This is a genomic window from Phenylobacterium sp. (assembly GCF_016793285.1).
Lineage (GTDB): Bacteria > Pseudomonadota > Alphaproteobacteria > Caulobacterales > Caulobacteraceae > Phenylobacterium.
This window is the reverse complement of sequence record NZ_JAEUMO010000080.1, coordinates 1-22,155: the sequence shown is the minus strand read 5'-3', so window position 1 is coordinate 22,155 and position 22,155 is coordinate 1. Positions and strand designations below refer to the sequence as shown.

17 protein-coding genes are annotated in these 22,155 nt (G+C 71.0%); 4 read left to right on the top strand and 13 right to left on the bottom strand.

Features of this window, described 5'->3' with window-relative positions; all coding sequences use genetic code 11:
- Nucleotides 1-92: 92 nt before the first annotated feature.
- The 4 genes from JNL41_RS08300 to ettA form a co-directional block, all read right to left on the bottom strand.
- Nucleotides 93-1,961: a calcium-binding protein gene (locus JNL41_RS08300; protein WP_293473912.1), complete on the bottom strand. Its 1,869-nt coding sequence runs from the start codon at nt 1,959-1,961 to the stop codon at nt 93-95.
- A 3-nt stretch (nt 1,962-1,964) separates the two neighbouring features.
- A complete protein-coding gene (locus JNL41_RS08295; protein ID WP_293473910.1) occupies nt 1,965-4,604 on the bottom strand; it encodes a calcium-binding protein in 2,640 nt (879 codons plus the stop codon).
- A 119-nt stretch (nt 4,605-4,723) separates the two neighbouring features.
- Entirely contained in the window at nt 4,724-6,568 is a 1,845-nt protein-coding gene (locus tag JNL41_RS08290; protein WP_293473909.1) for a calcium-binding protein, read from the bottom strand.
- A gap of 106 nt (nt 6,569-6,674) precedes the next feature.
- Entirely contained in the window at nt 6,675-8,339 is a 1,665-nt protein-coding gene (ettA, locus tag JNL41_RS08285) for an energy-dependent translational throttle protein EttA (RefSeq protein WP_293473908.1), read from the bottom strand.
- Nucleotides 8,340-8,479: 140 nt separating this feature from the next.
- Here ettA and JNL41_RS08280 point away from each other — a divergent pair, with 140 nt between their 5' ends.
- Nucleotides 8,480-10,861, top strand: a complete 2,382-nt coding sequence (locus JNL41_RS08280; RefSeq protein ID WP_293473907.1) for a PAS domain S-box protein — start codon at nt 8,480-8,482, stop codon at nt 10,859-10,861.
- 96 nt (nt 10,862-10,957) lie between these two features.
- Here the strand turns inward: JNL41_RS08280 and JNL41_RS08275 are convergent, their stop codons facing one another.
- Complete coding sequence (locus JNL41_RS08275; protein ID WP_293473906.1) at nt 10,958-11,308, bottom strand: hypothetical protein; 351 nt, start codon at nt 11,306-11,308, stop codon at nt 10,958-10,960.
- A gap of 94 nt (nt 11,309-11,402) precedes the next feature.
- Between JNL41_RS08275 and JNL41_RS08270 the strand changes: the two genes are divergently transcribed.
- Entirely contained in the window at nt 11,403-11,999 is a 597-nt protein-coding gene (locus JNL41_RS08270; RefSeq protein ID WP_293473904.1) for a TetR/AcrR family transcriptional regulator, read from the top strand.
- A gap of 1 nt (nt 12,000) precedes the next feature.
- Here JNL41_RS08270 and JNL41_RS08265 read toward each other — a convergent pair whose 3' ends face one another.
- A complete protein-coding gene (locus tag JNL41_RS08265) occupies nt 12,001-13,026 on the bottom strand; it encodes an alkaline phosphatase family protein (RefSeq protein WP_293473902.1) in 1,026 nt (341 codons plus the stop codon).
- 152 nt (nt 13,027-13,178) lie between these two features.
- Between JNL41_RS08265 and JNL41_RS08260 the strand changes: the two genes are divergently transcribed.
- Nucleotides 13,179-13,361, top strand: a complete 183-nt coding sequence (locus tag JNL41_RS08260) for a CsbD family protein (RefSeq protein WP_293473900.1) — start codon at nt 13,179-13,181, stop codon at nt 13,359-13,361.
- Nucleotides 13,362-13,375: 14 nt separating this feature from the next.
- On the opposite strand, the gene JNL41_RS08255 is transcribed toward JNL41_RS08260, so the two are convergent.
- The 3 genes from JNL41_RS08255 to JNL41_RS08245 are packed head-to-tail and all read right to left on the bottom strand — an operon-like array spanning nt 13,376 to nt 16,688.
- Entirely contained in the window at nt 13,376-14,683 is a 1,308-nt protein-coding gene (locus tag JNL41_RS08255) for an MFS transporter (protein WP_293473898.1), read from the bottom strand.
- Entirely contained in the window at nt 14,680-15,540 is an 861-nt protein-coding gene (locus tag JNL41_RS08250) for a hypothetical protein (RefSeq protein ID WP_293473896.1), read from the bottom strand. Before JNL41_RS08250 ends, JNL41_RS08255 begins: the two co-directional genes overlap by 4 nt.
- Entirely contained in the window at nt 15,537-16,688 is a 1,152-nt protein-coding gene (locus JNL41_RS08245; protein ID WP_293473894.1) for a DUF3089 domain-containing protein, read from the bottom strand. The genes JNL41_RS08250 and JNL41_RS08245 overlap by 4 nt, the downstream gene beginning before the upstream one ends.
- Before the next feature lie 137 nt (nt 16,689-16,825).
- Between JNL41_RS08245 and JNL41_RS08240 the strand changes: the two genes are divergently transcribed.
- Complete coding sequence (locus JNL41_RS08240; protein ID WP_293473892.1) at nt 16,826-17,422, top strand: DUF882 domain-containing protein; 597 nt, start codon at nt 16,826-16,828, stop codon at nt 17,420-17,422.
- 61 nt (nt 17,423-17,483) lie between these two features.
- Here JNL41_RS08240 and JNL41_RS08235 read toward each other — a convergent pair whose 3' ends face one another.
- From JNL41_RS08235 to JNL41_RS08220, 4 genes are all read right to left on the bottom strand, one after another.
- Nucleotides 17,484-17,774 carry a hypothetical protein gene (locus tag JNL41_RS08235; protein WP_293473890.1) on the bottom strand — a complete coding sequence of 97 codons (291 nt, stop codon included), beginning with the start codon at nt 17,772-17,774 and terminating at the stop codon, nt 17,484-17,486.
- Nucleotides 17,775-17,783: 9 nt separating this feature from the next.
- Nucleotides 17,784-19,343 (bottom strand): L,D-transpeptidase family protein, encoded by a 1,560-nt coding sequence (locus JNL41_RS08230; RefSeq protein ID WP_293473888.1) that lies wholly within the window; start codon nt 19,341-19,343, stop codon nt 17,784-17,786.
- 177 nt (nt 19,344-19,520) lie between these two features.
- A complete protein-coding gene (locus JNL41_RS08225) occupies nt 19,521-20,546 on the bottom strand; it encodes a lysine-2,3-aminomutase-like protein (protein ID WP_293473991.1) in 1,026 nt (341 codons plus the stop codon).
- A gap of 117 nt (nt 20,547-20,663) precedes the next feature.
- Nucleotides 20,664-21,875, bottom strand: a complete 1,212-nt coding sequence (locus tag JNL41_RS08220; protein WP_293473886.1) for an acyl-CoA dehydrogenase family protein — start codon at nt 21,873-21,875, stop codon at nt 20,664-20,666.
- Between the last annotated feature and the right edge of the window lie 280 nt (nt 21,876-22,155).

Below are 22,155 nucleotides of genomic sequence, written 5' to 3'. Positions count from 1 at the left end.
AGCCGCCGTAGCCCTGACAGCCGCAGCTACCCTAGGGTGACCGTTAGGAAATCAGCAACCCTTTCGCCGCTCGGGCGAACGCGCCTCGCGCGTCAGGCGCCGAAGATCCATCCCGGGGTCTGGCTCGACATCGCCACGCCCACCAGGATCACCTTTCCGCCGCCGACCATGTCGACGACGGTGTCGGCGCCCACCTGGGTCACAGTGTACTGCGTCCCGGGGTCGAGCTGAACGCGGTCGCCCTGGGCCAGGTTGAAGTCGACCACGCGGTCGATGCCGGCGTCGCCGAACGAATGGAACACGTCGGCGCCCGCGCCCCCGACCATGGTGTCGTCGCCCTTGTCGCCCGAGACGAAGTCGTCGCCAGTGTCGCCGTAGACGATGTCGGCGCCCTGGCCCCCGCGGACGATGTCGTTCCCCGCGCCGCCGACGCAGGTGTCGTCGCCGAGGTTGCCGTAGACGAGGTCGTAGCCGGCGTCGCCGAACAGCAGGTCGTTGTCCTTGCCGCCCACGCAGTAGTCGTCGCCGACCCCGGTCGAGATGGTGTCGGCGCCCATGTTGCCGTTGGCGTCGTCGAAGCCTTCGGCGCCCACGATGTAGTCGTCGCCCTCGTCGCCGCGCAGGTAGCTGCCGCCGAAGATGTCCTGGTTGATCCCCGGCTGCTGCAGGAAGGCATAGATCTGGTCGTTGCCCAGGCCGCCGTAGATCGTGTCGATCCCGCTGCTGCCCATTAGCAGGTCGTCGCCCGAGAAGCCGCGGATCAGGTCGGCGCCGACGAAGCCGCCGAGCCGGTCGTTGCCGGCGAGGATCGTCGAGAGGGCCTCCAGGTTCGCGTTGGTCTGCACCCAGCGCCCGAACTGCACCGCCGAGATCGGCTGGCCAGCGAAGAGCTGGGTCGAGAAGCCGTCCTGCACATAGATGAGCTGGGTGACCGATCCGCCCAAGACCTGCGCGTTGGAGTCGTAGACGAAGCCCGTGCCGACGAGGTCCAGCAGCGGGATGTAGAACTCGCCCGTGAAGGTGAAGCCCTCGATGCGCAGGTGCGTCGGCGTCGCGGCCTCGATGTCGGCGCCCAGCAGGCCGGCGAGCCGCATCGCGTCCATGTCGCCCCGGATCTCCGCACTCGTCGCGAAGGTCCCGATCGGAACGGGGGGCGGGAGGGTCGGCGGCGCGGGCGAGGCCGGAGCCGTCGGCGGAGTCGGAGGGCCGGTGGGCGGGGGACTTGTCGGCGGCGGATCCGTCGGCGGCGGGGCGGGCGGAGTCGGGGGCGGAGTCGGAGGCGGGCCGGCCCCGACGGGCGACGGACCGGCCGTTCCGATGTTGGCTTCCGAGATGTCGTCCAGCGTCGCGCCGCCGAGGAACACCGCGTCCTCGGCCGCGCCGCCGTCGTTCGCGGAGTCGACGTAGAGGATGACGCCCTGCGGCGTCTCGACGGCCACGTACTTCGCGCCGCCGTCGATGAGCTGGTTGGCCCGCTCCAGCCCGGAGTCCGGCGCGGCGATGCCCACGAACAGGCCCGGCCCGCGGGTGAACAGCAACCGGTCCGCACCGGACCAGTCGCCGACGGTGTCGGGGGTCGCGACCGCGGAGTCGCCGGTCCCGAACACGAAGGAGTCCACGCCGTCGCCGCCGGCGAGCGTGTCCCGCCCCTTGCCGCCGCGGATCTGGTTGGCGCCGCTGTCGCCCTGGATCACGTCGCCGAAGGCGCTGCCCTCGACGTTCTCGACGCCCGTGAACCGGTCGTCGCCGTCGCCGGTGGAACCCGTCCCGGTCGCCATGAACACCAGCACGCCGGCGCCGGCGTCCGCATAGGAAATCCAGTCGACGCCGGGCCCGCCGTCCAGTCGATCCGCCCCGGGGCCGCCGATCAGCGTGTCGTTCCCGGCCCCGCCGCTCAGGGTGTCCGCCTCGGCGGAGCCGGTCAGGAGGTTGTCCCCGTCGTCGCCCGTCAGAACCGGCATGCGCTACGCTCCGAAGATCCAGCCGGCCGTCAGCGACGACATCGAGACGCCCACGAGGATCATCTTCCCGCCGCCGACCATGTCGATCACGGTGTCGGCGCCCACCTGGGTCACGACGTACTGGGTCCCGGGATCGAGTTGCACGCGGTCGCCCTGGGCGCGGCTGAAGTCGAGGACGCGGTCGATGCCGGCGTCGCCGAACGAGTGGAACGCGTCGGCGCCGTCGCCGCCGGTCATGGTGTCGTCGCCTTTGTCGCCCGAGACGAAGTCGTCGCCCGCGCCGCCGCGCACGACGTCGTTGTCCTGGCCGCCGCGGATGGTGTCGGCGCCATCCCCGCCCTCGCAGGTGTCGTTCCCGAGGTTGCCGTAGACGAGGTCGTTCCCGGCGTCGCCGTAGAGCAAGTCGTTGTCCTTGCCGCCGACCACCCAGTCGTTGCCCGGGCCGCCGCCGGCGGTGTCGGCGCCCATGTTGCCGTTGATGTCGTCGAAGCCCGAGCCGCCGTAGATGTTGTCGTCGCCCTCGTCGCCGCGCATGTAGGTCGTGGTCGGCGGGTCGAAGGTGAAGTCGTAGCGGCCGGGCCGGGCCACCGCGTAGAGCACGTCGTTGCCGGCGCCGCCGTAGAGTTCGTCGTAGCCGCCTGAGCCGCCCAGCGTGTCGTTCCCGGCAAAGCCGCGGATCAGGTCCGAGCCGATGAAGCCCACCACGTCGTCGTTGCCGGCGAACAGGGTCGTGAACGCCTCGGTCGTGGCGTCGTCGAAGATCCAGTCGAACGCCTGTATCGCCGACACGCTGATGTCGCGCAGGAAGAAGCCCAGGTCCGGATTGATGTCGGCGTCGAACCGGTTGAGCGTCCCGCCCAGCATCCCGAACAGGGTGTTGTCGCGGATGTCGTAGGCGAAGTCGCGACCGAAGAACTCGACCCGCAGCACGTCGCCCTGGGCGAAGAAGTGGCTGGCGGTGGCGTCGTTGACGCGGCCGCCCTGCAGGTCGGACATGTGGATGCGGTCCATCACGCCCTTCACGCTGCCGTAGGCCCCGTAGCGGACGTCGCCGCCGAGCGTCGTCACCGGTCCTGGGGCGGCGGTGACGGCCTTGCTCGGGACCGGCTCGAGGCTCGCGAAGGCCACGCTGGACGGCGCGATGAAATGGGCGAAGTCGACCTGCGAGAGGCTCGCGCCGCGCAGGGTGACGCGCGCGTCGACGGTGTTGCGGCCGAACGGATCGGCCACGATCGCCACCCCCGGCCCCGCGGCGTCGTTGATCGCGTAGGCGACGATGTCGGCGGCGCCGCTGGCGATCCGGCTGGTGGCGTCCGCCAGGGTGGCGCCAGCGTCGAGCTCGACGTAGTTCGACGGCGCGCCCGCCAGCGACGTGCCGAAGGTGATCCGGTCGAAGACCTGCCAGTCGTAGATGGAATCCGTCGCCGCGGTGAACGCCGCCGTCCCCTGCCGGCCCCAGATCGCGAACAGATCCGCCCCGTCGCCGCCGTACAGGCGATCGTCGCCCGTGCCGCCCATCATCGTGTCGTCGCCGGGACCGCCCCAGATCGAGTCGTCGGTGGTCGCGCCGGCCAGGACGTCGCCGCCCGACGTGCCGATCACGGCGCGCGCGTTGTTGGCGAAGATCAGGTTCGCCTCGCCCTGCAGGCCCGAGCCGAAGATCTTCTCTACGTTCCCCGACGGCCCGCCCGTCACCACCTGCACGCGGCCGTCGGCGAAGAAGCCGACGAAGATGTTCGTGGGATTGACCGTGATGTTGAAGAAGAAGAGGTCGTTGACCGCCCGGTTGTAGCCCAGCGCGACGTCGGCGCTGACGTTGTCGAAGACGAGCGTGCCGGTCGAGGGGGTCCCGGTCGAGGGCGGGCCGGGGCCGCCGCCGCCGGTCCCGCCGCCGCTTCCGGGCGGCGTGAAGCCGACGATGTTCCCGGGCCCGATCATGTCCAGGTTCTTGTTCGCCAGCCTGATCGCGTCGTCGGCCGTCCCGTTGTCGTTGCGGGTGTCGGCGAAGACGAAGACGTCGTCGCCGACGCGGGCGGCGACCACGTCCATGGCGCCGCTGGCGATCTGCTGGTTGGCCGCGCTCAGCGCCTCGGCATAGGTCGACGCCGTCAGCTCGGTGTAGTCGCCGCCGCTCATCGGCGTGGAGAAGACCAGCTTCTCGAACCCCGGCGTCCAGTCGGCGATGACGTCGATCTGGCCTGCGACCACGCCGCTGTCGCCCGGCGCGAACACGAAGGCGTCGATGTCGGCGCCCCCGGTCATCGTATCGGCCCCCGCGCCGCCGTTCAGCGTGTCCTCGAAGGCGCCGCCGTCCAGGATGTCGCCGCCGCCCAGGCCGTTCAGCACGTCGCGCCCGCTGCCGCCGTAGAGCCGGTCGGCCGCCGATCCGCCCGAGACGACGTCGTCGGACTCGCCGGCGAGCCTCAGCCGCGAATTGTCCGGCAGCGTGAAGAGCGCGCCCGACGCCCCGCCGCCCAGGTTCACGCTGGAGCCGGTCGAGACGATCCGGATCATGAACGACCCGAGCACCTCGATGTTGGTCGCCGTCGCCCCGTTGATGCCGGTGAACAGCAGGTCGTCTGTCCCGGCGCGGAATCCCTGCGCTTCGGGCGTCGTGATGCTGGAAAACTGATACGTGGCCACGCCGCACCCCAAGCCGCGAAACACTCTCGCCGCTCCCCCGGCGGGACCTTAGGGCCAGTTCCGGAACAAGCTCAACCGTTTCGATCCGCCGGCGCGGATTGCGCCCATGGCGCGAGCGGTCAGGCCCCGAAGATCCACCCCGGCGACAGGCTGATCAGCGGCACGCCGACCAGCACCATGCGGCCCCCGCCGGCCATGCTGATCACCGTGTCCATGCCCTCCTGCGCGAGGGTGTAGCTCGTGCCGGGGTCCACCTGGACCCGATCGCCCTCCGCGAAGTTGAAGTCCAGCACGCGGTCCAGGTTGGCGTCGCCGAAGGTATGGAAGATGTCGGCGCCCGCGCCGCCGCTCATCGTGTCGTCGCCCTTGTCGCCCGAGACGAAGTCGTCGCCGTTGCCGCCCCGGACGATGTCGTTGTCCTGCCCGCCGCGCACGATGTCGTTCCCGTCGCCGCCCTCGCAGGTGTCGGCGCCGATGTTGCCGTAGACGAAGTCGCCGCCGGCGTCGCCGAACAGCAGGTCGTTGTCCTTGCCGCCGACGCAGTAGTCGTCGCCGGCCCCGGTCGAGATCGTGTCGTCGCCCTGGTTGCCGTTGGCGTCGTCGAACCCGTCGCCGCCCGCGATCCAGTCCGCGCCCTCCTCGCCGCGGAGATAGGTCGATCCCACCGCGCCCTGGACCGCGCCGGGCGTGTTGTAGGCGTAGATGATGTCGTCGCCCGAGCCGCCCCACAGGGTATCGCCGCCGCCGCGGCCGACGATGAAGTCGGCGCCGCCGTAGGCGCGGATCAGGTCGGCGCCGGCGCTGCCCGAGAGCGTGTCGTCGTTGATCAGGATCGTGGAGAACGCGGCCTGGTTGTTGTCGTTGTCGACCCAGAAGCCGAACGACGTGGTCCGGATGCCCGGCGTGGGGACGTTGAGCGCGAAGCTGGTCTGCGGGCCGGTGGTGTTGCTGAACCTGAAGAAGCCCACCTGGCCCTCGGTCAGCACGCCATGCGCGTCGTAGACGAAGCCCGAGCCGCCGAACACGAGACCCGCGGCGGGCGAGTTCAGCCGGTAGACGAGGCCGGTCGCCTCGGCGGGCGTCACGCCCTTGAAGCCGCCGAAATGCAGGTCGTCCATGTTCCCGGTCACGGCGCCGTCCTGGCCGCGGAAGTTCGCCGACGCCGGCGGCGCGGCCGGACCGACGGGCGCCGGCGTCGCCGCGGTGGCGATCAGCGGCGGCGGCGCGTCGGCCGAGACGGGCGACGGCGGTCGCGGGGCCGTCAGCAGCGCCATCTTCACGAAGTTCGAGCTGTCGATAGCCGCGAGGCTGGTGTTCCGCAGGGTGATGACGACGGAGAGGGCGTTGATGTTGAAGGGATCGGCCCGGACGGTGACCGTCGACCCCACCTGGGTCGCGACGATGTTGGCCCGCCCGGCCGCCAGCTCGCCCTGAGCGAACAACGCTGCGGCGTTCTCGGTCGCGAACATTCCTTCGACGTAGTCCGCGGCGCCGATCGAGACCACGGCGAACGCGGGCAGCCCGATCCGGTCGATCGACTCGAAATCCGTGATCACGTCGCCGCCGTCGCTGATGAAGAGGTCCGCCCCGGGGCCCCCGCTGAGCGTGTCCGAGCCGCCGCCGCCTTCGAGCGTGTCGTCGCCAGGGCCGCCGAAAATCACGTCGCCGGCGAAGGTGAGCGGCGACAACGTGCCTGTGGCGTTGCCACCCTTGATCACATCGTTGCCCGTCGTCCCGATGACGATTCCCGGCGCGTCGGCTGGCCGCAGCGAGTTCACGCGGCTCGAAAACGCGGGGCCGAAGGTCAGGCTCTTGCCCGCGACAGTCAGCGTCACGTTGTCGCCTGCGTAGGCCACGGAAACCACCGACAGCGACGGCAGCGCGGTCGCGACCAGCAACTGGTCGGACGCGGTGAACCCTGCCGCCTGACCCTGCGACATCACCTCGAACGCATAAGTGGACACCGGAACACCCCCCGAGCCCGGCGCAACGAGCGCCGGGTCCCCCGAGGAGCAGCTAAGGCGATTTCGCCCGGACGCTCAACCGCTTGGCGATTGGTGGCGAACTCTCCTACCGCGCGAACTTCTGGAACTTGATGCGGTGGGGGATGAGGCTGTCGGCGCCCAGGCGGCGCTTCTTGTCCTCTTCGTAGGCCTCGAAGTTGCCCTCGAACCACTCGACCTGGCTGTCGCCCTCGAAGGCCAGGATGTGCGTGGCCAGGCGGTCCAGGAAGAAGCGGTCGTGGCTGATCACCACGGCGCAGCCCGGAAAGTCCTCCAGCGCCGATTCCAGCGCCCCCAGCGTTTCCACGTCGAGGTCGTTGGTCGGTTCGTCGAGCATCAGGACGTTGCCGCCGGCCAGCAGCGTCTTGGCCAGGTGGACGCGGTTGCGCTCGCCGCCCGAGAGCAGCCCCACCTTCTTCTGCTGGTCGCCGCCCTTGAAGTTGAAGCTGCCGACGTAGGCGCGGCTGGGGATCTCGCGCGCGCCCACCTTGACCACGTCGAGGCCGCCCGAGATCTCCTCCCAGACGTTCTTGCTGGGATCGAGGTTGTCACGGCTCTGGTCGACGTAGGCCAGCTTGACGGTGTCGCCCAGGCGCACCGAGCCCTGGTCGGCCGCTTCCTGCCCCGTGATGATCTTGAAGAGCGTGGTCTTGCCCGCCCCGTTCGGCCCGATCACGCCCACGATGCCGCCCGGCGGCAGCTTGAACGACAGGTTCTTGAAGAGGAGCTTGTCGCCATACTCCTTCTCCAGGTTGTCCGCCTCGATCACGACATTGCCCAGGCGCGGGCCCGGCGGGATCTGGATCTGGGCGAAGGTCTGCTTGGCGCGGTCGGCCTCGTTCTGCAGCTCCTCGAAGGCGGCCAGGCGGGCCTTGGACTTGCTGCGTCGCGCCGACGGCGACGAGCGCACCCACTCCAGCTCGCGCTCGATCGTGCGCTTCTTGCCAGCCTCTTCGCGCTCTTCCTGCGCGATCCGCTTGGTCTTCTGCTCCAGCCACGACGAGTAGTTGCCCTCGTAGGGCAGCCCCTTGCCGCGATCGAGCTCCAGCGTCCACTTCGTCACCTGGTCCAGGAAGTAGCGGTCGTGGGTCACCAGGATCACGCAGCCCGGGAAGGCCTCGAGGTGGTGCTGCAGCCAGGCCACGCTCTCGGCGTCGAGGTGGTTGGTGGGCTCGTCCAGCAGCAGCATGTCGGGCTTGGCCAGCAGCAGGCGCGCCAGCGCCACGCGGCGGCGCTCGCCGCCCGACAGCTTGTCCACCGGCCAGTCGTTCGGCGGACAGCGCAGCGCGTCCATCGCCATCTCGATGCGGCTGTCGATGTCCCAGAGGTCGCCCGCGTCGAGCTTCTCCTGGAGCGCCGTCATCTGCTCCATCAGCTCGTCGGAATAGTCCTCGCCCAGCCTGGCGGCGACCGCGTTGTACTCGTCGAAGATCTTCTTCTCCTCGCACCACGAGATGACGTTGCCCCAGACGTCCAGCTTCTCGTCGAGCTGCGGCTCCTGCTCCAGGTAGCCGCGCTTGATCCCGTCGGCGGCGAACGCCTCGCCCGAGAAGTCCTTGTCGATCCCCGACATGATCTTCAGCAGCGTCGACTTGCCCGACCCGTTCACGCCGACGACGCCGATCTTCGCGTCGGGGTAGAAGCTGAGCCAGATGTTCTCGAAGAGCTTCTTGGCGCTGCCTGGGAAGGCCTTGGTCAGGCCCTGCATCTGGAAAATATACTGTTGCGCCATGGGGCGTCGGGCTCGCTATAGATCGTGTGGCGGGGAAGTCGGGGCGGGAGATAGCGGCGGGCCGGCCTCGGCGCAACGCGGAACCCGAAACGCATCCGCGCGTTGGCCCCCTCAGCGGGGGTGTGCGGGGACCTGGGCCGGTGAGGGTGGACGACGTGCGCGACGCGTCCGGCAATGGGCCGGCTGGCGACAGCCGGGACGACCGTGCGTTGCCCTACCTGATCGACGCGGTCAGCGACTACGCGATCTACATGCTGGACGCGCAGGGCTGCGTCACGAGCTGGAACACCGGCGCACGGCGCCTGAAGGGCTACACGGCGCGCGAGATCCGCGGGCGGCATTTCTCGCAGTTCTTCACGCCCGAGGACCGGGCCTCCGGCGCGCCGGAGCAGTTGCTGCAGGCCGCCGGCCGCGACGGCCGCGTCGAGACCCAGGGCTGGCAGGTCCGCAAGGACGGCTCGCGCTTCTGGGCGCTGGGCACGATCAACGCGGTGCTGGACGAGACCGGCCGCCTGATCGGCTACGCGCACGTCACCCGCGACATGACCGTCCAGCGCCAGGCCGTCGACGCGCTGGCGCAGAGCGAGCGGCGCTTCCGGCTGCTGGTCGAGGGCGTGGTCGACTACGCCATCTTCATGCTCGACCCGAACGGCGTCGTCACCAACTGGAACCGCGGCGCCGAGCGCATCAAGGGCTATGCCGCCGACGAGATCGTCGGCCGCCACTTCTCGAACTTCTACACGCCCGAGGACCGCGCCGCCGGCGTTCCGGCCCGGGCGCTGGAGACGGCGCTGCGCGACGGCCGCTTCGACGCCGAGGGCTGGCGGCTGCGCAAGGACGGCTCCCGCTTCTGGGCCTCCGTCGTCATCGACCCGATCCATGACGAGGACGGCCGCCTGGTCGGCTTCGCCAAGGTCACCCGCGACGTCACCGAGCGGCGCGCGGCGGAGGAACGGCTGGCCGCGAGCGAGCGGCAGTTCCGTACCCTGGTGTCCGGCGTGGTCGACTACGCGATCTTCATGCTGGACCCCAACGGCGTCGTCTCGAACTGGAACGCCGGCGCCCAGCACATCAAGGGCTACGCCGCCGACGAGATCGTCGGCCGCCACTTCTCGGCCTTCTACACCGACGACGACCGGGCGGCGGGCCTGCCCGCGCGCGCGCTGAAGACCGCCGCCGAGCAGGGCCGCTACGACGCCGAGGGCTGGCGGCAGCGTAAGGACGGCGCCCTCTTCTGGGCCTCGGTGATCATCGACGCCATCCGCGACGAGGACGGCGCCCTCATCGGTTTCGCGAAGATCACCCGCGACATCACCGAGAAGCGGCAGGCCCAGCTCGACCTGCAACGGGCCCGCGACCAGCTCGCGCAGAGCCAGAAGATGGAGGCGCTGGGCAAGCTGACGGGCGGCGTGGCGCACGACTTCAACAACCTGCTCATGGTGGTCTCCGGCCAGGCGCAACTGCTCCGCCGCAAGGTGGGCGACGACCCCCGCGCGATCCGCGCGCTGGACGCCATCGAGGCCGCGGCCCAGCGCGGCGAGGACCTGACCCGCCACCTGCTGACCTTCTCGCGTCGCCAGCGGCTGACGCCGACCGCCACCTCGCTCAGCGACCGCGCCCATGGCCTGCGCGAGCTCATCTCGGCGAGCCTGCCGGCCAGCATCGACCTCGACATCGCGCTGCCCGACAGCCTGTGGACCGTGACGGTCGACCCCAGCGAGTTCGAACTCGCCGTGCTGAACCTCGCGGTGAACGCGCGCGACGCCATGCCGGGCGGCGGCCGTCTCTCGCTGACCGCCGAGAACAGGACCTGCGACGGCGCGGGGCCCGAGGCGCTGGCGGGCGACTTCGTGGCGTTCACCGTGGCCGATACCGGCAGCGGCATCGCCCCGGATATCCTGCCGAAGATCTTCGACCCCTTCTTCACCACCAAGGACGTCGACAAGGGCACGGGCCTCGGCCTCTCGCAGGTGTTCGGCTTTGCGCGCCAGTCGGGCGGCCTCGTCAGCGTCGACACCGAACTGGGGGCGGGCACGCGCTTCACGCTCTACCTGCCGCGCGCCGAGGCCGGGGCGACGCAGAGGGCCGAGCAGGACGACGGCCCCGCGCCGCTGGCCGGCAGCGCGCGCATCCTGCTGGTGGAGGACAATCCCGACGTGGCCGACGTGGCGGCGCGGATGCTGGAGGAGCTGGGCCACGAGGTCGTCGTCGCCGGCGGCGGCCAGGCCGGCCTGAAGGCGCTGGCCGAGGGCGCGGCCGTCGACCTGGTGTTCAGCGACATCGTCATGGCGGGCGAGATCGACGGGCTCGACATGGCGCGCCGCATCCGCGCCGCCCATCCCGACTGCCCCATCCTGCTGGCCACGGGCTATTCGGAAGCCGCCGAGCGGATCGGCGACGAGTTCCCGATCCTGCGCAAGCCCTACCGCCTGCCCGAGCTGAACCGCGCCCTGGCCGGACTGCTGAAGCCGAAGGTCGTCAGCCTGGCGTCGGCCCGCAAGGCCCGGTCGCCGAAGTCCTGATCCAGGCAGAAAGCCGCGGGGGAAGGCGTGCGCCCGCCCCCGCGAGGTGTCCCCAGGCCGGCCGGACAAAGGAGGCCGGGCCCCGGGGGAGGAAACTCACTTGGCCGCGGTCACGACCTCGGCGGCGCCGGCGTTGCAGGCGCGGATCTGGCCGGCGGTCAGTTCGCGCGGCCCGGTCCTGTAGGCGCTGACGGCGCCCAGCACGGCCACCACCTTGCGGCACTCGCGCACCGGCCCGTCGAGGTTGGCCTTGCGCTGCGCCACGCCGTTGCAGGCGTCGCCGTCGCAGGTCCACCGCACGCCGTCGATCGTCTCGGTCCGCGGAACCGAGGCGGCGCTGGCCAGCGTGGCCTCGCCACGGAACGCGGCAGGCGTCGCGGCGAAGGCCGATCCGCCCACGAACACCGCCGCGGCGGCGGCCGCAAACACACACCAGGAACTTTGCATTCTCGTGATCCTTTCGGTAGAAAAGGGCACGACCGGTCGCTAACGGAAAAAGAGCACGACCGTTCACTTTCTGTCAAGCAGGGAGGCTTGACCGTTGCGCAAGGGCGAAGCGACCCGTGGCCGGATCATCGACTCCGCGGCGCGCCTCGCGGCGGTGCGGGGCCTGACGGCGGTCAGCCTGGGCGACGTCGCCGAGGTCGTCGGCCTCTCCAAGAGCGGCCTGTTCAAGCACTTCGAGTCGAAGGACGACATGCGGATGGCCGTCGTCGAGACGGTCATGGAGCGCTTCGGAGAGTTCGTCTGGAAGCCCGCCGAGACCCGGCCGCCCGGCCGCGGGCGGCTGGAGGCGGTCTTCGAACGCTGGCTCCACTGGTGCGAAAGCGAGTGGGCGGAAAGCGGCTGCCCGATCATGCAACTGACCATCGAACTCGACGACCAGCCGGGTCCCACGCGCGACTACCTGCACAAGGGCCTGGGCGTGTTCCGCGGCGCCCTGGTCCGGGAGTTCCAGGCGCTGCGCGACCCGCCGCTGACGGAAGCCGAGGCGAAGGCCGCCTACTTCCAGATGCGCAGCTTCATCCTGGGGCTGTCCGAGGCCCGCCGGATGATGGGCGACGCCGACGCCGAGCGCTCGGCCCGCGCCGCCTTCGAGGCCCTGCTCGACCGGACGGCCCGCCCCGCCGACGCCTGAGCTAGCGGAAGATCTCCAGCGGCGCGCCGGCCCGCGGGTCGAACGCCGCCACGTCGAGCCCCAGCGCCTTCAGCGCCGTCGCCGCGATCTGGCTCTGCGACGCGCAACCCACCGGCGCCGCGCCCGCCCGCACGCCGGGCCCGATCGCCGCGATCCAGATCGCGTCTGAGCCGGGCGCCTTGGGCCCATGGTGCTTCCACGCGTCCGGCGCCTGTGTCCCGCGGCCGTGGTCGGTGGTGACGATCAGCGTGGTTTTGCCCGCATACGCGGGGTCCGCCTGGAGCGTGCGCCAAAGCTCGGCCACGAACCCGTCGGCCCGGCGCGCGGCCCACAGCATCTGGTCGTAGCGCCCGTCATGGGCGAAGTCGTCGGTCTCGTCGTAGGCCACGTACAGCACCCGCGGCTTGCGGACCTTCAGCGCCTCCATCGCCCAGGCCTGAGTGAAACCGTCCAGCCGTGCGGTCGGCCACAGCCGCGGCGCATCGCGCTGCAGCGCCGCGATCGGGCCCGCCGTCCCGCCGCCCGCCCAGCCGGCGTTGACCCTCACGCCGCTGCGCGGCGGGATGATCTGGTCGAACACGTCCCAGGAAGCGGCGACCTCGACCTTGCCGCGGAACTCCGGCCGGCGGTTCAGCCACTCCAGGAAGGTGACGTTGGCGTTCGAGCCGTGCGCGTTCGACCCGATGGCCGGGTCGGGCCGCCCGGTCAGGATCTCGTTGTAGCCGGGATAGGAGAACCAGCGGTCGTTCGCCACCGCCGCGCAGCCGCCGTGATCGCGGTCGCCCAGAAGCACGCCCTGCTTCGCCACCGGGCCGGTCAGGAAGGGCATGAGCGCCGCACGCCGGTCGGGCGGATCGAGGAAGTCCTTGCGGATCAGCGCCCGCTCGGTCGTGAACGTCTTGTCGTCGGCCCGCGCCGGGTCCGCCCCGCGGAACACCTCCGTCCACGGCAACCCGTCCAGGGTCACCAGCACCAGGCGGCGATCCACGTCCGCCGCGGCGGCCGGCGTCGCGATCGCCGCGGCCATGGCCATCGCCGCCGCCCGTCTCAGCCCGTCCCCAAGCACCGCACGCTCCTGCCGACCCTCACCGAGTTGATCACGCACACCGGCGTTCCGGAACCTCCGTCGTGCTGTGGCGTAGTGTTTCCCGGACGCGTAACAACCTGAGGAGTGAGAGCATGCACAAGGACGAAGCCAAGGGCGCCGCCAAGGACGTCGCCGGTTCCATCAAGGAGGCCGTCGGCAAGGCCACCGACAATCCGAACCTTGCCGCCGAGGGCGCCGCCGAGCGGCTCGAAGGCAAGATCCAGAAGGGCGTCGGCGCCCTCAAGGACGCGGCGCGGGACGCGCTGAAGAAGTAGCCCGCAACCGGAGCCTACGCCTCGGCGTCGATCTCCTCGAAGCTCTTGCCGCGCGTCTCCCGCGCGGCAAGGGCGGCGGTGCCGGTGAGCAGGGCCGCGCCCGCGACATAGATCGCGATCGGCGTCCCCGACCCGTAGGCCGCCAGCAGCGCGGCGGCGATGAGCGGCGCCAGCGAGCCCGCGAAGATCGACGTCACCTGATAGCTCAGAGAGGCGCCGGAGTAGCGGATCCGGGTCGGGAACATCTCGGCCAGGAACGCCGCCTGCGGCCCATACATCGCCCCGTGGAAGAAGAGCGCCCCGACGCAGGCCAGCGCGATCATCGCCGGATCGGCCGTGTCGAGCAGCCGGAAGAAGGCGAACGCCCAGAGCATCATCCCGAACGCCCCGAAGGCGTAGACCGGCCGCCGCCCGATCCAGTCCGACAGCGCCCCGAAGCTCGGGATCAGCACGCAATGGATCGCCGAGGCGACCAGGATCGCATTGAGTGCGGTCGCCCTCGGCAGGCCGAGCTTGGTGGTGACGTAGGTGATCGAGAAGACCGTGACGACGTAGTAGCTGATGTTCTCGGCGAACTTCAGTCCCGCCCCGATCAGGAGTTCCTTCGGCCGCCTGCGGATGGCCTCCAGGGCCGGCGCCTTCTCGATCGCGGCCTGCTCCTGCGCCACCGCCTTGAACGCCGGACTCTCCTCGACGGTCGTGCGGATCCACCAGCCGACGCCGATCAGCACCGCCGAGATCAGGAACGGCACGCGCCAGCCCCAGGCCAGGAAGTCGGCCTCGCTCTGCAGCCCCGACATCAGCGCCAGCACCCCCGACGCCATCAGGCTGCCCAGCGCCACGCCCGCCTGCGGCCAACTGGCCCAGAACCCCCGCCGCGCGGCGTCGCCGTGCTCGGCCACGATCAGAACCGCCCCGCCCCACTCGCCCCCGACCGCGAAGCCCTGCACCAGCCGCAGCAGGATGAGCAGCCCCGGCGCCAGCAGCCCCACCTGGCCGTAGGTCGGCAGGCACCCGATGAGCACCGTCGCGGCGCCCATCATGACCAGGCTCAGCATCAGGAGCCGCTTGCGGCCGATGCGGTCGCCGAAGTGTCCGAACACCACCCCGCCCAGCGGCCGCGCCACGAAGCCCAGCGCATAGGTCGCGAACGCCAGCATGGTCCCCACCAGCGGATCCTCCGCCGGGAAGAACAGCTTGTTGAACACCAGCGCCGCGGCCGTGCCGTAGAGGAAGAAGTCGTACCACTCGATGGTGGTGCCGATGATGCTGGCGCCGACCACCCGTCGCAGGGTGGCGGGATCGGACGTCGGTTGCGTCATTCGGCTTTCGCCCCCTGTTGCGCCGGCTCCAGGTCGGCGTAGCGGCCGAAGTCGGCGGGCAGGCCGACGTGCCGGTAGTGGTCCAGCCAGAGCCAGTAGCGAGGCGGGTGATAGAGCGCCTCGGGCGTCGCGGGGTCCGCGAACAGCCCGCCCGCGAGATCCTCGCGGACGAAGAAGGCGTTGGCGCCGGTGAGGTTGGTGGCGACGAGCCGGTAGCCCATGCGGCCCGCCACCTCGCAGATCGCCTTCAGGCTCGAGCCCGCGAAGTCGCCGCCGCGCCAGAAGCGCCGCGGATCGTAGACCGGCTGCTTGCTGAGGTCGGGGCGGAACTTGGCGTTGTACTCGATGACGACGACCTTGGGCCGAAGCTCCAGGGCCGCGAGCACATGGATGTCGTTGCCGTCGATGTCGATCGAGAAGAGGTCGACGTCATGCGGCTGCTCGAGCTGGCGCAGCACCGGCCCGATGTTCTCCGCCGTCACCGTGCCGAACGCCAGGAACAGCCGCCGGTCGACGAGCGAGGCGAACCTCTCCTGGATCGGCCCCTGCTGCGCCGGATCGCCCTCGATCCAGACGCCGGTCCAGCCCTTGTGCAGCAGGTAGAGGGTGTTGCACTCGAGTCCGTTCTCGACCCCGATCTCGACGAACCGGCCCGGGCCGACGCCGAGCCGGCGGAAGATCTCCTCCAGGATCCCGTCTTCGTCGCTCTGGCTGTAGACCTTGAACCCGTGCGGCTCGAGCCGCCGCGGATCGGCGCGCAGCGGGGCGAGGATCCGCTCGATCTCCTCGCGGGCCAGGTAGCCCGCGTTGCGCCGCGCGCTGGCGTTCAGCCCCTCGAGTTCGGCCGCCGCGTTCACTTCGCGCCCTTGACCCACGCCCGCCCCTGCGCGGCCGCCAGGTCGATCAGGTCGCCCATGGCCACCGGCACGTCCAGCGAGTGCGTGCCCCAGTCGGGCTGGAGCTTGCCGTCGGCCAGGTGGTCGCCCGTCAGCTCGTCGGTGCGCGGATCCCTGGGGTCGGCGTTGACCCGCCAGGCCAGGTACGACCCCTGCGCGCCGCTGACGCACCTGGCGCTCACCAGCCCGGGCACGCGGACATAGCGGGTCGCGATCGGCCGCATCGGGGTGACCCAGGGCTTCGGCGGGGCCGCGGTCGGATGCATGGCCGTCGCGCCGAACACCGGATGCATCGTCACGAGGCCGCCGCCCAGCGCCGCGGGATTGGCGCAGGCCACCGTCATCCCGGGCTGGGCGGTGCGGCCGAAACGGCTGTTGTCCGGCGGCGGCGCGCTCTCGCGGAAGCTGACGTAGCTCACGACACAGCCGGTCTGGGTGCGCGTGCGGCAGACCGGCGTGGCCTTGAAGTCGCCGCCCACGTCCTTGCCGGCGGGAACCAGCACGTTCGTCCCGATCAGGTAGGCGGCGATCATCTGCTTCTGGACGGGCCTGCCGTCGATCTCCTCGGCGATCAGCCGCTTCAGGACGCCCGCGCCCTGGCTGTGACCGTAGAGGATGACGCCGCGGCCCTTGTTGTCGTGCTTCAGGTAGTGGTTCCAGGCGTCCAGCACGTCGCGGTAGGCCAGTTCGCGGTCCGTCGCCATCGGCCTGCCCGCCGTCGCGGCCCGGAGCGCCGGGATCGTGATCTGGCGATAGATCGGCGCATAGATCCTGCAGGCGCTCGCAAACCGGGCGAGCTGGCGCGAGACGGTCCCGATCTCCTCCGGGCCGACGGTCATGTCGCTGTTCGGCGTCGGGTCCGCGCTCGCGGTCGGATAGACGTAGAAGCAGTCGATCGGCGCGTCCGGGTCGCCCTTGAACGGCTCGGCGCGATAGGTCCCGTCGGCGTGTACCACCGTCGCCGTGAGGTCGATGGCGCAGGCGTCGCCCGCGCGGTCCGGCCGGCACAGCCATGCCTCGGCCTGGGCGTAGTCGTTCGGGGCCGGCTGGCTCCACGCCGGTCCCGCCAGCAGCATCGTCGCCGCAAGCGCGCTCAACACCATCCGCATGACCGCCGGCCTCCCGTCCGGACTCTCGACGGTCCGGTACGGCGACCATCCAGGGCCGGGCGCCCGAAAGCAAGGCATGCGGCGACCGGCTGTCGCATGCGGGCCGTTGTGGGGTTGACGTTAACGAGTCCCCCGCCATGTTGCCGCCGTCCATTTTCGACGGCCTGGAAAGCAACGCCTTGCCCAACCTCGTCCGCCGCAGAGAGCTGCTGACCTTCGGCGCCGCCGCCGGCCTCGCCGCCATCGCCGCCCCCGCCTGGGCCCAGACGCTCGACATCTGGGAGCCGCGACGCGCGGTGCTCGACAACCTGCACACGGGCGAGCGGTTCAGCGAGGTCTACTACGCCAACGGCAGCTACCTGCCCGACGCCCTGGCCGAGGCGACCCGCGTGATGCGCGACTGGCGCACGGGCGACGAGCACTTCATCGACCCCAGCCTGTTCGACGCCCTGCACGCCATCGGCGGCAAGCTCGAGACGGCCCAGCCTTTCCAGGTCATCTCCGGCTACCGCTCGCCCCGGACCAACGCCATGCTGCGCAGCCGCTCGAGCGGGGTCGCCGAGCACAGCCAGCACACCATCGGCAAGGCCATCGACGTGCGCCTGGAGGGCGTGGAGCTGTCGCGCCTGCGCGACGCGGCGGTCGCGCTGGGCGCCGGCGGCGTCGGCTACTACCCGGTTTCCAACTTCGTCCACGTCGACACCGGCCGCGTCCGCCAGTGGCGGGGCGCCTGAACCCCAAACCCTGAACGTGATGGCCGGCCCTGTGCCGGCCGTGACGTACCGAGAGCGGAGGCTAGTTCGTCGGCGGGCCTTCCGGGGGCGGCTCGGGTTCGACCGTCGTCATGCCGGTGGCTGCGGCGTCGTCCTGGATCTGCTGTTCCTCCGGCGTCGGCGGCGGGGCGGGCGGCGGGGCTTCAGGCGCGGCCACGGGCGCTTCGGCGGCCTTGGGCGCCGCGGCCGCAGGGGCCACCGGCGGCGGCGGGGCCTTGGCCGGCTCCTGGTCGAACTTCAGCGCCCGGCTCGCCGCCAGCGCGAGCAGGACCGCCACGCAGGCGCCCGCGATCCACAGCACCGTCCTGAACATCTGGCCCCCTCAGGTCCTCTTCGCGTCCGGCTTCTGGACCGGCTTCGGCGCCGGCTTCGGCGGATCGGCCGCCAGCACGCCCACCCGCTGCAACAACTGGCGGTCCCAGTTGTAGGGGTCGGAGCGGAAGTGCATCTGCCCGTCCGTCCCCGCGAACGCCGTCCAGTAGAAGATGTAGACCGGCACCGTCGCGGAGAGCCGCGCGCGCACGGTCTTGTCGCCTTCGAGCTGGGTGTCGATCGCCTCGGGCGTCCAGGTGGCGTCGCCTTCCAGCAGCGCCTCGGCCAGCGCCCGCGGCTTCTCCAGCCGCACGCAGCCATGGCTGGCCTGGCGCGCGAACAGGTCGAAGCCGCCCTTCGACGGCGTGTCGTGCAGGTAGACGGCGAACGGGTTGTCGAAGTCGAACTTGAAGCGGCCCAGCGCGCTCTGGTCGCCCGACGCCTGCTGTAGCCGCGGCTGTCCGCCCTCGACCGGGATGATCCGGTAGCCGTTGCGCGCCAGGTAGCCCGGGTTCGCCTTCTCCTTCGGCCACAGTTCGCGCGCCGCTATGCCCGAAGGCACGTTCCAGGGCGGGTTGATGACCACCGAGTGGATCGCCGAGGCCAGCATCGGCGTCTCGTCGCCCGGCCGGCCCGAGACCGCCTTCATCGACAGCACCGGCTTGTCGTCGCGGAACAGGGTCACGATCGCGGCGCCCGAGTTCACCTGCACCCGCGTCGCCGGCATGACCGACGGCATCCAGCGCCAGCGCTCCATGTTGGCGACGATCTGCAGGATGCGCTGCCCGACCGGCTGGTTGAGGTAGGCGAGCGTGCCGTTGCCGACCACGCCGTCGGGCTTGAGGCCATAGCGCCGCTGGGCGCGGATCACCGCCTCCTTCAGCGGCTTGTCGAAGACGGCCGCGCCGGTCGCCGGCGACAGCGGATCCTCGGCGGCGAGGCGGGCGCGAAGGTCGGCCACGCGGGCGTCCTTGGAGCCGAGCTCGAGCTTCCCGCCCTCGGCGACCTTCTTCCAGCCGCCCGCCGCGGCGATCTCGCGATAGCGGGCCAGGCCGCGCTTGAGCGCCGCATAGCCGGAGTAGCGGGGCGGCAGGCTGTCGAGCCAGGCCTGCAGCCGCCCCTCCGCGAGGGCCTTCGCCAGGTCCGGCGCAGGATCGTAGGGCGCGGGCCGCACCTGCCAGAGCTCGGGGAACTGCTCGGGATCCATCCGCCCGATCTTCACGTCGTGGGCGTAGCGGACGAGGCCGTCGGTCAGCGCCGCCGTCTGCGCCGGCGTCAGCGGCTGGCCCTCGGTCAGCCCCGCGGGCAGGTAGTCCTTCGGCTGGAGGCCCTGCAGGTCGGCGGCGGCCAGCGCCTTCAGCGCGACCTGCTGCTGTGCCGCGCCGAGCGGCGGGATCTCGACGGGCGGCGGAGGCGGCGGCGGGACGACGGTTGCGGGCGCGACCGGCAGCACCGGCGGCTGGGCGGGCGCGGCCTTCGGAGCCACGGCGGGCGCCGGGGCCTGCGCGGCGAGCACGGGCTCACCCAGCGCCAACGGCGCCAGTGCGGCCAAGGTCAGGTAGCGCCCCAAGCGTCCGCCTCGCGACCCGTACATCCTGGCGTCTGCCCCCTTCTCTCACGGCCGGAATCATCGACGTGAACCCGTGACCCCGAGATGAACGCACAGGTGGGCTCTGCGGACAGGCGTGTCGATGTCGCGGCGCGCGATGACAGTCGCACTGTCACTTCGCGGCAACATTTGCGCCTGTCAGGCGACTCGGTAGGGGTGGACCCGGCCGTTCGGATCGGTCACTTCGCCGTCGCCGACGTAGCAGGGCCCGACCGGCGACTTCCCGTGCCCGCCGGGGATGTCGAGGATGTAGGTCGGCTGGCAGAGACCCGAGACACGGCCGCGCAGATCCCGCATCAGCGCCTGCCCCTCCGCGATCGTGCTGCGGAAGTGTCCGGTGCCCGGCGCGAGATCCGGATGGTGCAGGTAATAGGGCTTGATCCGCAGCTCCACGAACCGTCGCATCAGCGCCTCCAGCACCGCGGCGTCGTCGTTCACGCCCTTCAGCAGCACCGTCTGGCTCACCATCGGGACGCCCGCGTCGAGGATGCGGGCGCAGGCGGCCGCCGCCTCGGGCGTCAGCTCGTCCGGGTGGTTGGCGTGCAGCCCCACCCAGGTGGTCTTGCCGGGCGCCTTCAGGGCCTCCACCAGTTCGGGCGTCACCCGCGCCGGATCGACCGCCGGAACGCGGGTGTGGAAGCGCACGATCTTCACGTGATCGATCTTCGCCAGCCGCGCCGTCAGGTCCGCCAGCCGGCGGGGCGACAGGATCAGCGGATCGCCGCCGGTGACGATCGCCTCCCAGATCTCGGGCCGCCCCGCGATGTAGGCCATCGCCGCGTCGAGCTGGGCGGCGCTCAGCGGGCGGATGCCGTCGGGGCCCACCATCTCGCGCCGGAAACAGAACCGGCAGTAGACCGCGCACGCGTGGTTGGCCTTCAGCAGCACGCGGTCCGGATAGCGGTGGACCACGCCCTCCACCGGACTGAAGGCGTCGTCGCCGATCGGGTCGGCCCGTTCCTCCGGCGCCTGCACGAGTTCGTCCGCCGTCGGCACGAACTGGCGCGCCATGCCGTCGTTGCCGGGGATCGCCGCCGCCATCGCGGGCGTGATCGCCACCGCGTAGCGCGCCGCGACGGCCTCCAGCGCTGCGATCCGTTCGGGCGCGGCCAGCCCCGCGCCGACGAGGTCGGCCGGCGTGCGGAGGGTGCGGGCGGCGGGCATGGCGCGCGACATAGATGGACAAGCCCTCCATCGCAACGCCGCGCGATGCCGCTGGCCCCTCCGGCGCTCCGGTCCGTCCGGGGCCGGGAAGCCGAAGGTCTATCCCCGAGGAGGCCCCTAGGCGCTGTGCGTCGTGTCCGGCAGGCCCAGGATGCGCTTGCTGACGATGTTGAACTGCACTTCCTGGCTGCCGCCGTAGATCGACATCGCCTTGCCCCAGAGCCAGGCGCGCACCGCCTCGATCTCGTCGTGGGCGAAGTCCTTGCCGTCCCAGCCCAGGCCCTGCGAGCCCATCAGCTCCAGCGTCAGCTCGGCGCGGGTCTGGGCGACCCAGGTGGCCGAGTTCTTCAGCACCGACGGGGCGTTGCCGGGGCTGTTGTTGCCCTTGGCCTCGGCGGCGGCGCGGGCCAGCGTGAGCCCGTGGGCGCGCGCGTCCATCTCGTGCTTCACCAGCCGCGAGCGGAAGTCGGCGTCGGCCAGCCGGCCGGCGTCGTCCGTGCCGATGTAGTCCTTGGCGATCAGGTTCAGCGGCTTGGGCGGCCGGCCGCCCATCACCGAGCCGGTCTGGCTGGCGCGCTCGTGCTGCAGCAGGCGCTTGCCGACGGTCCAGCCCACGTTGAGCTGCCCCAGCAGCGCCTCCTTCGGCGCCGTCGCGTCGGTCAGGAAGGTCTCGCAGAACGGCGAGGCGCCCGAGATCAGCCCGATGGGCCGCGTCTCAATCCCCGGCTGGTGCATGTCGACCAGGAAGAAGCTGATGCCCTCGTGCTTCTTCGCCGACGGGTCGGTGCGCGCCAGCAGGCCGCACCAGTCGGAGTGCTGGGCCCCGCTCGTCCACGTCTTCTGGCCGTTGAACACCCACTTGTCGCCGGCGTCCTCGGCCTTCATCTGCAGGCTGGCCAGGTCCGACCCGGCGTTGGGCTCGGAGTAGCCCACGCACCATTGCACCTCGCCCCTGACGATCGGCGGCAGGTGCCTGGCCTTCTGCTCCTCGGTGCCGTAGTCCATGATCGTCGGGCCGATCATGGTGACGCCCATCCCGAACATCAGCGGGTTGAAGGCGCCCAGCTTCGACATCTCCTGGCCCAGCACGCGCGACTGCGCGACCGAGAGGCCGCCGCCGCCGTACTGCGTCGGCCACGTGGGCGTGCCCCAGCCCTTCTCGCCCATGGCCTTGCGCCACTTGGCGAGATCGGGATCGTTCACCCGCGCCTCGGCCGAGCTCAGCGCCGCGGCCTTGCCCTTCAGCGCGGCGGGGAAGTTGGCCTCCAGCCAGCTCCGCGCCTCGGCCCGGAAGGCCTCCAGATCGGTGTCGGCGCCGAAGTCGGCCATGGGAACGCTCCTCAGTCGTATAGGGCGCGAACCTTAGGCCGCGCGGTTGTCGGTGCAAGCTAGGCTGGCTGACGCCACGGGAGAGAAGAGCCTATGAAGGCCCATGAACCCCTGGATCCATCTCGACACGGCGCAGGTCCCCGGCGGCGGCGAACTGCGGCTCATGCAGCGGGGACAGGACTATTCGATCATGTCGGGCGGGATCGAGCTGATGAACAGCCGGCTCTACGGCTCGGAGGTCGCGCTGTGCGACCTTGCCGTCGCGAGGCTGCCGCCGACC